7 protein-coding genes are annotated in these 7,646 nt (G+C 34.8%); 4 read left to right on the top strand and 3 right to left on the bottom strand.

Annotation, left to right across the window (positions count from 1 at the left end; all coding sequences use genetic code 11):
• Positions 1-62 precede the first annotated feature (62 nt).
• The 4 genes from N2201_07025 (at position 63) to N2201_07010 (ending at position 5,826) form a co-directional block, all read left to right on the top strand.
• Positions 63-932, top strand: coding sequence for a hypothetical protein (locus N2201_07025; protein ID MCX7785951.1), 870 nt, complete (start codon positions 63-65; stop codon positions 930-932).
• Positions 933-989: 57 nt separating this feature from the next.
• Positions 990-2,276, top strand: a complete 1,287-nt coding sequence (locus N2201_07020; GenBank protein ID MCX7785950.1) for an ATP-binding protein — start codon at positions 990-992, stop codon at positions 2,274-2,276.
• Positions 2,277-2,368: 92 nt separating this feature from the next.
• Complete coding sequence (locus N2201_07015; GenBank protein MCX7785949.1) at positions 2,369-3,757, top strand: ATP-binding protein; 1,389 nt, start codon at positions 2,369-2,371, stop codon at positions 3,755-3,757.
• A gap of 29 nt (positions 3,758-3,786) precedes the next feature.
• Positions 3,787-5,826, top strand: a complete 2,040-nt coding sequence (locus tag N2201_07010; protein MCX7785948.1) for a DEAD/DEAH box helicase — start codon at positions 3,787-3,789, stop codon at positions 5,824-5,826.
• A gap of 146 nt (positions 5,827-5,972) precedes the next feature.
• On the opposite strand, the gene N2201_07005 is transcribed toward N2201_07010, so the two are convergent.
• From N2201_07005 to N2201_06995, 3 genes are read right to left on the bottom strand one after another with little or no spacing between them, the layout of a single operon-like run.
• The gene (locus N2201_07005; protein MCX7785947.1) at positions 5,973-6,320 is read right to left on the bottom strand and encodes an MTH938/NDUFAF3 family protein; all 348 of its coding nucleotides are present in this window, start codon (positions 6,318-6,320) and stop codon (positions 5,973-5,975) included.
• On the bottom strand, positions 6,310-6,948 hold the full coding sequence (locus N2201_07000) for a hypothetical protein (protein MCX7785946.1): 639 nt from the start codon (positions 6,946-6,948) through the stop codon (positions 6,310-6,312). Before N2201_07000 ends, N2201_07005 begins: the two co-directional genes overlap by 11 nt.
• Positions 6,869-7,429, bottom strand: a complete 561-nt coding sequence (locus N2201_06995; protein MCX7785945.1) for a helix-turn-helix domain-containing protein — start codon at positions 7,427-7,429, stop codon at positions 6,869-6,871. Before N2201_06995 ends, N2201_07000 begins: the two co-directional genes overlap by 80 nt.
• Between the last annotated feature and the right edge of the window lie 217 nt (positions 7,430-7,646).

The raw sequence follows: 7,646 nt of genomic DNA, 5'->3' as shown, positions 1-7,646 counted from the left end.
AATTATAGATTAAGGAAAAATTCTCAATAACAGAAAAGTTATCTGTTAGGAATATTAACATAATGCAACAACAGGTCGAAGCAAAATTTAATCAGTTATCAGATATTTCGGAGTTAATACGACAATTAAACAAAATTCAAAAAATGCTGACCGAATTAATCAAGTTGGATAAAGATACTTTATCTACCAAGCCCTATGATATTGAAAAGTCTTATTTACAATTAAAAAAACTCTATACTTCTCCCCCATTTTCAGAATTATTGGCTGAGACTGTATTATATAAAAACTTAAATGACTTCTGCCAAGAGAATCTAAATTCAATTGAGAAATTCAAAGAAGAGTTTCATTTTGCTTTAGGCACAAGGCTCAAAGAGTTAATGTCCGATTTCGCTTCGGTTTCTGGTCAATTACCAATCTTAAAGGTCAAGTTTTATACAATTAAGTTTGATTTTGCTAATGGCACAGCGTCAATTTGGTGGGGTCCGCAAAAGGAACTAATTAAAAAACTATCTATTGAACCAGTTCAAATTGCAGAAACAATTAAAACATTTGACCAAAATCTTTCAGCCAAGTGGCAACATCCTGAAGATTTTTTTAATTTATTAAAATCGGCATACCACCGGTATATTTTATTAAATGGTTTCGATTTGGGCACTAAAGTCAATCTATTAGATCTATTGCCGGAGTTTGTGATGTTATTGCAATCAAAAAGTTTTAAGGTCGACCCAACAAAAAGCAATTTTTCAGAATATTCTCGGATCCAATATAGTTATGATATATATAAATTGAAAACTAATCCCAATTTAATCTCTAATATCCAATTATCCGTGGCAACTTTTGCCGTTACTGAGAGCAAAGAAAAATCGATATGGATACCAGATAATGAGCAAGGCGAAGGAACCTATTATCATCAAATCGCATTCACCAAATAGATAGAATGAAATTTTTTCTTACTATCAACTATTCGATATTTGCTTTTTGCCAATAATATGGATACCAGACAAGCACTACTAATCATCAATAAACTCGGCAGTTCAGGCACGCCACCAGAATTTGGCGTTGAAACTTTTACTGTCGGTTTAGATAAATATCTGAATGTTATTGAACAAGAGTATCTTAAAGGAATATTAAAAGAATATCATCTCTCTTCTTTCAAATTAGTAATCGGCAATTATGGTGGTGGTAAGACTCATTTTTTGTATTCAGTTCGCAATCTGGCTTTTCGTAATGGCTATGTTGTGGTCTATGTGCCCTTAAATCCCACAGAATGTCCGTTTGATAAACTGGAACTGGTCTATAAACAGATTGTAACTAATCTTCAAATTCCTTCATCGGATAATGACCCATTAAAACCACCAATTACAGGCATTGAAGCCTTTATTGAAAATTGGTATAACTCAGTGAAGGCAAAAATTGAACATCTTGATGCGATAACTGATTATCTTAACATCTTAAAAGGGGTGGAAAGTATCAGTTTCTTAAATGCGATTAAAGGTGCATTTTTCAATATTGCTACTAATGATATCGATGCGTTTCAGTCTGTAATCCAATACTTAAAAGGCGAAGATATAGGAAAAGATATTCGCGCTCAGTATCGAATTTCTGAACGGATTGATAAGTCTACTGCATTCCGAATGATTCGTAGTTTGATTCAATGGTTACATCTAATCGGTTACAATGGTGTTATCTTTCTCTTTGATGAAGCCGAAAGAGGTATATCGATGAGTAGTTCTAAGGACCGAAGACGAGCATTAGATAATTTAAGACAAATTATTGACGAGTGTGGCAATAGTCGTTTGCCAGGAGCAATGTTTTTCTATGCAATTCCGGATGAAAATATGTTATTAGAAGGCTCCGGTGGCGTATATGAAGCACTTAAACAACGGTTACGCAGCATATTTTCAATGGTTAATCCGTTAGGAGTAAAGATTAATTTAGAAGAGTTAGATTTAACACCCGAAACGTTTTTAATGAGTTTAGGCGAAAAGTTAATGAAAATTTACCAGACCGCATATCCCTTAAAACTTGATGCAGAAAAATCAACGGCCTTAATAACAAATTTAGCCCATGAAGCAGTAAAGGTTTTTGCTTATGATATAAGTTATCGTCGGTTATTTGTCGTAAGTATGATTGAAGTTTTACAAACAATTCGTAATGACCCGCGGTCTTTATCTTTATTTTTAACTGATACCAAAGAAATCAGAAAAATCTTAAAAACTACTGGAAAACGATTAGAGACCAAGGAAAAAGAAGTAGTTACGGAACAAGAAATTTGACTATGAATATACACGAATTTTGTGTTTATAGTTATTAATATTTGGTTTTCTCTTTTTAATATTTAATATTTAATTTTTAATATTTAATACAAGTGAGAGTTTCTCATCCGGTTTTTGGTTCTGGTGACCTTTTAACAACGAGAAAATCATCTGCCGGCCCTCAAATTGAATGTTTAGTTCAATTTGACTCTGGCTTAAGACTATGGATTCCGGCATCACGCATTGAAGGAATTCCTGAGGAATTGCTTCAAGAATTAAAACCATTTGAAGAATTAAAAGGCGAAGCATTAAAGATAAAGGCGCATCGAATGATTGAAGCATTTCGATTAGGGATTGTGCCAATGGAAGATGTTGCCGATTTTACTTTTGGTCGAGACAAAGAGATTAATTTAGTTACTTCCGCACTAAATAAATTAACTGATGGCCAAGGTGGTGTCATTATTTTTGAAGGTGAATACGGAACTGGAAAATCGCATCTTTTAGAGTATATTCGTGCCCAAGCCTTAAAAAAGAATTTTGTAGTCAGTTTGATTGAGCTTTCATTAGATGAAACTCAGCCTGCCCGACCCAAACGAATCTACCGAGAAATGCTTGCTAATTTAAGGTATTTAATTAAGGACCATTCTAATAGTAATCGTGAGGCTGGCTTTCGGGAATTAATGCGCTTTGCAACGAAAGAATACGGCCCGCCTAATTATCTTGGGATTCAGGACCATATCTTTTTTGCTCCGGTTCTCTCTCGGTTAAGCAAAATTGACCATCATAGTCTAAAAGCCGAGGTCTTTTGGCAGTGGATTGAAGCCGAAAGCACCAAAGAATATGCTACCGGTATCACAAAAAAAGGTGAAAGACCATTTACTATGCCTTATCGTATTTCTGGCGCTTATAACATTCCTGCCCTATATGATTTTTCGACAGCATCGGATTTTTATTGCTATCTTATCTCTGGTCTTTCTTATTTAATCAGAAGTTTGAAATATAATGGTCTGGTGTTATTATTAGATGAAGTTGAAACGATTGCCTTTTTATGGGATAATTTCTTTTATGAACGCGGGGTCAACTTTTTAGAAGGTCTCATTCGCTTGGCACAAAATGACCCAACCTTAAAAACTATCGACTCTCGCTTGATTCACAACCAAGTTAGACCCACGCCGTATATTTATAAAGATGCCTATGTGCTTTTGGTCTTAGCCACAACACCAGAACCACAAACAATTCGGCTTAAAAATCTCTGCCGAAATATCATATCCTTATCTCCCTTAAAACGAGAAGACTTAAGAAATTGCTATGAAGCCTTGGTAAAATATTACAAAATTGCCTATCCTGATTTTATATTATCGGACCAGACCAAAAACCAGATTTTAAGTAATGCTTTACGACAGGCAGATAATGGTATTCGATACTTTATTAAGTTTAGTGTCGAAAGTTTAGATGTGCTCAGAATTGGTCGAAAATCCAGTAGCAAAAAGTCAATCGTCTAATTACGGATAACCGGTTAACAAGTCATAATATGAAGTCAGTCAAAGAATTATTAATACGCACTTATTTTCCATTCTTTGGCCATTTTGGTCGATTTACTGAAGTACAAATAAAGGCAATTCCTGAAATTATTAATGGTAAAGATGTTTTGGTTATCTCACCAGCAGCCACAGGCAAAACTGAGGCTGTGGTTGCACCGATGATTGAAAATGCACTTAAAACCAAACCAAATAAATTAGCCATCTTATACATTTCACCTACCCGTGCCTTAGTTAATGATTTATATCGACGACTGGTTGATAAACTTGAGTATCTGGATTTGAAGTTAGATAGAAAGACCGGAGATTATCCGACAATTAAAGAGACCGACTTACCCTTTATGTTAATCACAACTCCAGAATCCTTTGACTCCATGCTCTGTCGGCATCCTAAAATATTTACTAATCTTTATGGTGTCATTTTAGACGAATTACATCTATTAGATAAGACACCACGAGGTGACCAATTAAGAATCTTATTAAATCGTCTGGAACGATTAAGAAAAAGTCTTGGCATTACAGATAAATTACAATATACTGCACTTTCTGCAACCATTGATGATTTAACAATCGCTGAACGTTATTTTGCTGAGCCGAATAATATTAGGGTCATTTGTGTCCAACAACCGCGAGAACTTGATTACAAACTTGTCTACGGCAAGGATAATTTCATCCATCAATTGTTAGACTATTTTACTAAGAACGAATTCAGAAAGATTCTTTGGTTCTTTAATGCCCGAAGTTTGGCTGAAGGATTTCTTCAGACTCTGAAAAGAATTCCTGCACCTTATCCTGTTTGGGTGCACCATTCGTCACTATCTCGTAAAGAGCGTGAACAAGTAGAACAACTAATGAATCGTGAAAGCAGGGGAATACTTTGTGCAACTTCTACTTTAGAACTGGGTATTGATATTGGTGATATTGATTGTGTTGTGCTTTATCGTCCGCCATATAATGTCAGCTCACTTTTACAAAGAATCGGACGAGGTAATCGCCGCAGAGAGAATTATCTCTTTGCAATTGGTATTTATACCTCTTTATTAGAAAAAATCCAGTTTGAAATCTTCTTTGAATGTGCTAAACAAGGTTTGCTTTATGAACGAAATTATATTCCTTCAATTTCAATTTTACCGCAAGTAATCTTTTCTTATGCTTTTCAGAGAAGACGCATTGGCTTAACTTATGACGCATTTATGAATATTACCCAAAATTATCTATCGGATGCACCAGAGATTAAATATGAGGTTTTTAATCACTTAGTAGAAACTGAATATATCAGTGCCGTTAAAAAAGATATCTATTTTCTCACGGATAAATTAGAAAAGAAGATTGAGTTCGGCAAAATTCATTCCAATCTTCAAGAAAAAAGTTTTGGTTCTTATTCAGTTTATAATGCTGAAACTGGCACATTTTTAGGTCAGGTCTTTTATTTAAGCGAACGCTTTATTCTCGGTGGTAAGACTTATGAACTATTACGATTGGAAGAAAAAGAGCGTAAGGTATTTGTTAAATACCTCAAAGATGCTTCAGGCACTACCAAAGTTTTTGAAGGGACGGGCACAATTGGCTATCATTATAAAATGATTCCGCTCTTTTTGAAAAGACTATTTTCTAAATGCGTTGAGAACATTAACGGTTTTCCCTATTTTATTGAGAATAAACAAGTTCATATTATTCATCTTTTGGGTGGACTTTACTCTTTTATCTTAAAAAATGCTTTACTGAAAGAAGGATTCAAAATAACCGATGTGTCGGGTTTATTGTTTATATTTCCTCAACAAAAGGTAGAACCAATTACTTTTCCTATTCCCAAAGAATCTTCAATTCGTGAAGTAATTAGTGAACATCTTTTAAGATTAGAAGACAATCTTGGTTCAGGTGCATTTTTTAGATTTCTGCCTAAAGCATTACAAATTGAAGACCATTATCGGACTTTAGATATGGCTGGCCTTTTACAATTCTTAAAATCTCAAAAATTAGTTGAGATAGATGCCGAGTCATGGTTGAGTATGGAAAAAGCTAATGAGAGATAAGAAATTGCAAACAGGAAATGCTTTTGAAAAATCACAACAATTTGAAAACAGCTAATTAGTGATTTGCTATAGCCGTTAACAATTACCAAAATTTTCGTGTTTTTGTGATTAAAATATCTTTCTTACACTATTTTTAGTAACTAATTTTAACAAGTCACATGAAATATCGCACACTTCTTTTGGGTGGTGTGATTAAATGATTGAATTGCTTGAGGAGTTGGTTCAGCAATAAGTTTTATGCCTTGCTCGGATAAGAACTTCTTGGTTTCACCTAAAACTGAGACAATACCGGCTTGACCCGTGCCAACAATAAAAACTTCTGGCTTCTCTTGTTTAATAACTTTTTCTGCCTCCCATTTACTAATAATATGGTTATCGCCTTTGAAATCTTTATATCGGTCTTCAATTGTGCCATTAGGATAAATAATAATGTCCGTATTATATCTACGATTATCAATCTCAATCCAACCAAAACCAGTTTTATTAATAATCATATCTAATTGTAATTTTATAAAAGTTTAAGTCAATCGCTTTATTTTTTACTGTGGCTGATGTCGGCACATGGTAACCACAATTTAATAATTCGTCAATATAATCGTCTAATATTATTGGTCGCAAATTGAATACCTTCGGTGAGATGTCACTATTTATCTCTCTTAATAACTGCACAGGCGCCTTCCAACCTTTCCAACGATTCTTTCGCCGATAGTTAAAATATAAACAATAACCATACGCTTTGGCCATAAACTCTGCCCGATCCTGATAATCCTCGACATCATAAAACTCCTCTTCAATCAACTTATGGCAAACTTCAACATCGCTCTGCCAACTACATGCCCGCGGCGGTATCCGACGATAATTAGCACCAAAATGCTCGATAATCCCCATAAAACCTGAGACCCGATGCTTCTTTAAAATATGCCCGACAAACTCAACTCCATTATCAGTCTGAATCGTTACCTCACTCATCTCTACACCATAATGCTTAAGCTGCCTAAGTAAATAATAGATAAATACCGCACTATTGGTCGAATCCTTACTCTCACCATAAGCATACCAGATACCACCAGTCCTCACATCCTGCGCCGTAAACTGATAACGAGGCAAATGGAAACTTCTCATCTGAGGACCAATACCTGCTTATATCACTGAGGTCTTTAACATCAACCTGTAGCAATTGAAACGGCTTTAAGGCTTGCTTTTGGATTCTTAAATCTCTTTGCCTTTTCCATTTCTTTTTTCGCTTTTTGACTAATCCTGCTTGGCGAATGATTCGAGCGATTGCTTTAGTAGATACCGGTATTTCGTAATGCATCTTTAAGCGTTCCGGACCCCAGGCAGGGTGGCTTTTTCGTAGTTCAATTATTTTTTCTTCAATCGTTTTAGGTGTTTTATGAGGAATGTGTTTTGGGGTACGCTTACGGTTTGTTAAACCATTCAATCCTTGTTGGGTATATCGGTTAAGCCATTTGCGGACTGTGTTACGGGTAGTTTTGTAATATCTGGCGGTTTCACTAATGCCTTTGGCTTGTGCCATCTGAACCATATTTAGTCTGAGGTTAAAGATATTATTGATACCATTCATAATTTCATAGTATACCATTAGTAGTAATGTAAAGGATTAATTTGTCTTTGTAAAGTCCTAATCATAAATTACTCAATCTTTTTAACTCATTAACCAAGGTAACTTTCATATATTTCAAACCAATTATCTCCTGGTTACCATGGATCTTCCCTGTAACAAAAAAAGTCGCAGACAACATACACTAAAGAATCACAAAGAAGTAAAATAATCTCAATAACAACACTTGACATTATTA

The sequence above is a fragment of the candidate division WOR-3 bacterium genome, assembly GCA_026418155.1.
GTDB lineage: Bacteria > Hydrothermota > Tepidihabitantia > Tepidihabitantales > CAIPLT01 > JAOABV01.
Note: the sequence above shows the minus strand (reverse complement) of the source record. Positions and strands in the feature narration are given on the sequence as shown.

Bases quoted from the DNA above. Each gene is read 5' to 3' on its own strand.
- N2201_07005 (MCX7785947.1), bottom strand. From the start codon at position 6,320: ATGATTATTAATAAAACTGGTTTTGGTTGGATTGAGATTGATAATCGT.
- N2201_07025 (MCX7785951.1), top strand. From the start codon at position 63: ATGCAACAACAGGTCGAAGCAAAATTTAATCAGTTATCAGATATTTCG.
- N2201_07000 (MCX7785946.1), bottom strand. From the start codon at position 6,948: ATGAGAAGTTTCCATTTGCCTCGTTATCAGTTTACGGCGCAGGATGTG.
- N2201_07010 (MCX7785948.1), top strand. From the start codon at position 3,787: ATGAAGTCAGTCAAAGAATTATTAATACGCACTTATTTTCCATTCTTT.
- N2201_07020 (MCX7785950.1), top strand. From the start codon at position 990: ATGGATACCAGACAAGCACTACTAATCATCAATAAACTCGGCAGTTCA.
- N2201_06995 (MCX7785945.1), bottom strand. From the start codon at position 7,429: ATGGTATACTATGAAATTATGAATGGTATCAATAATATCTTTAACCTC.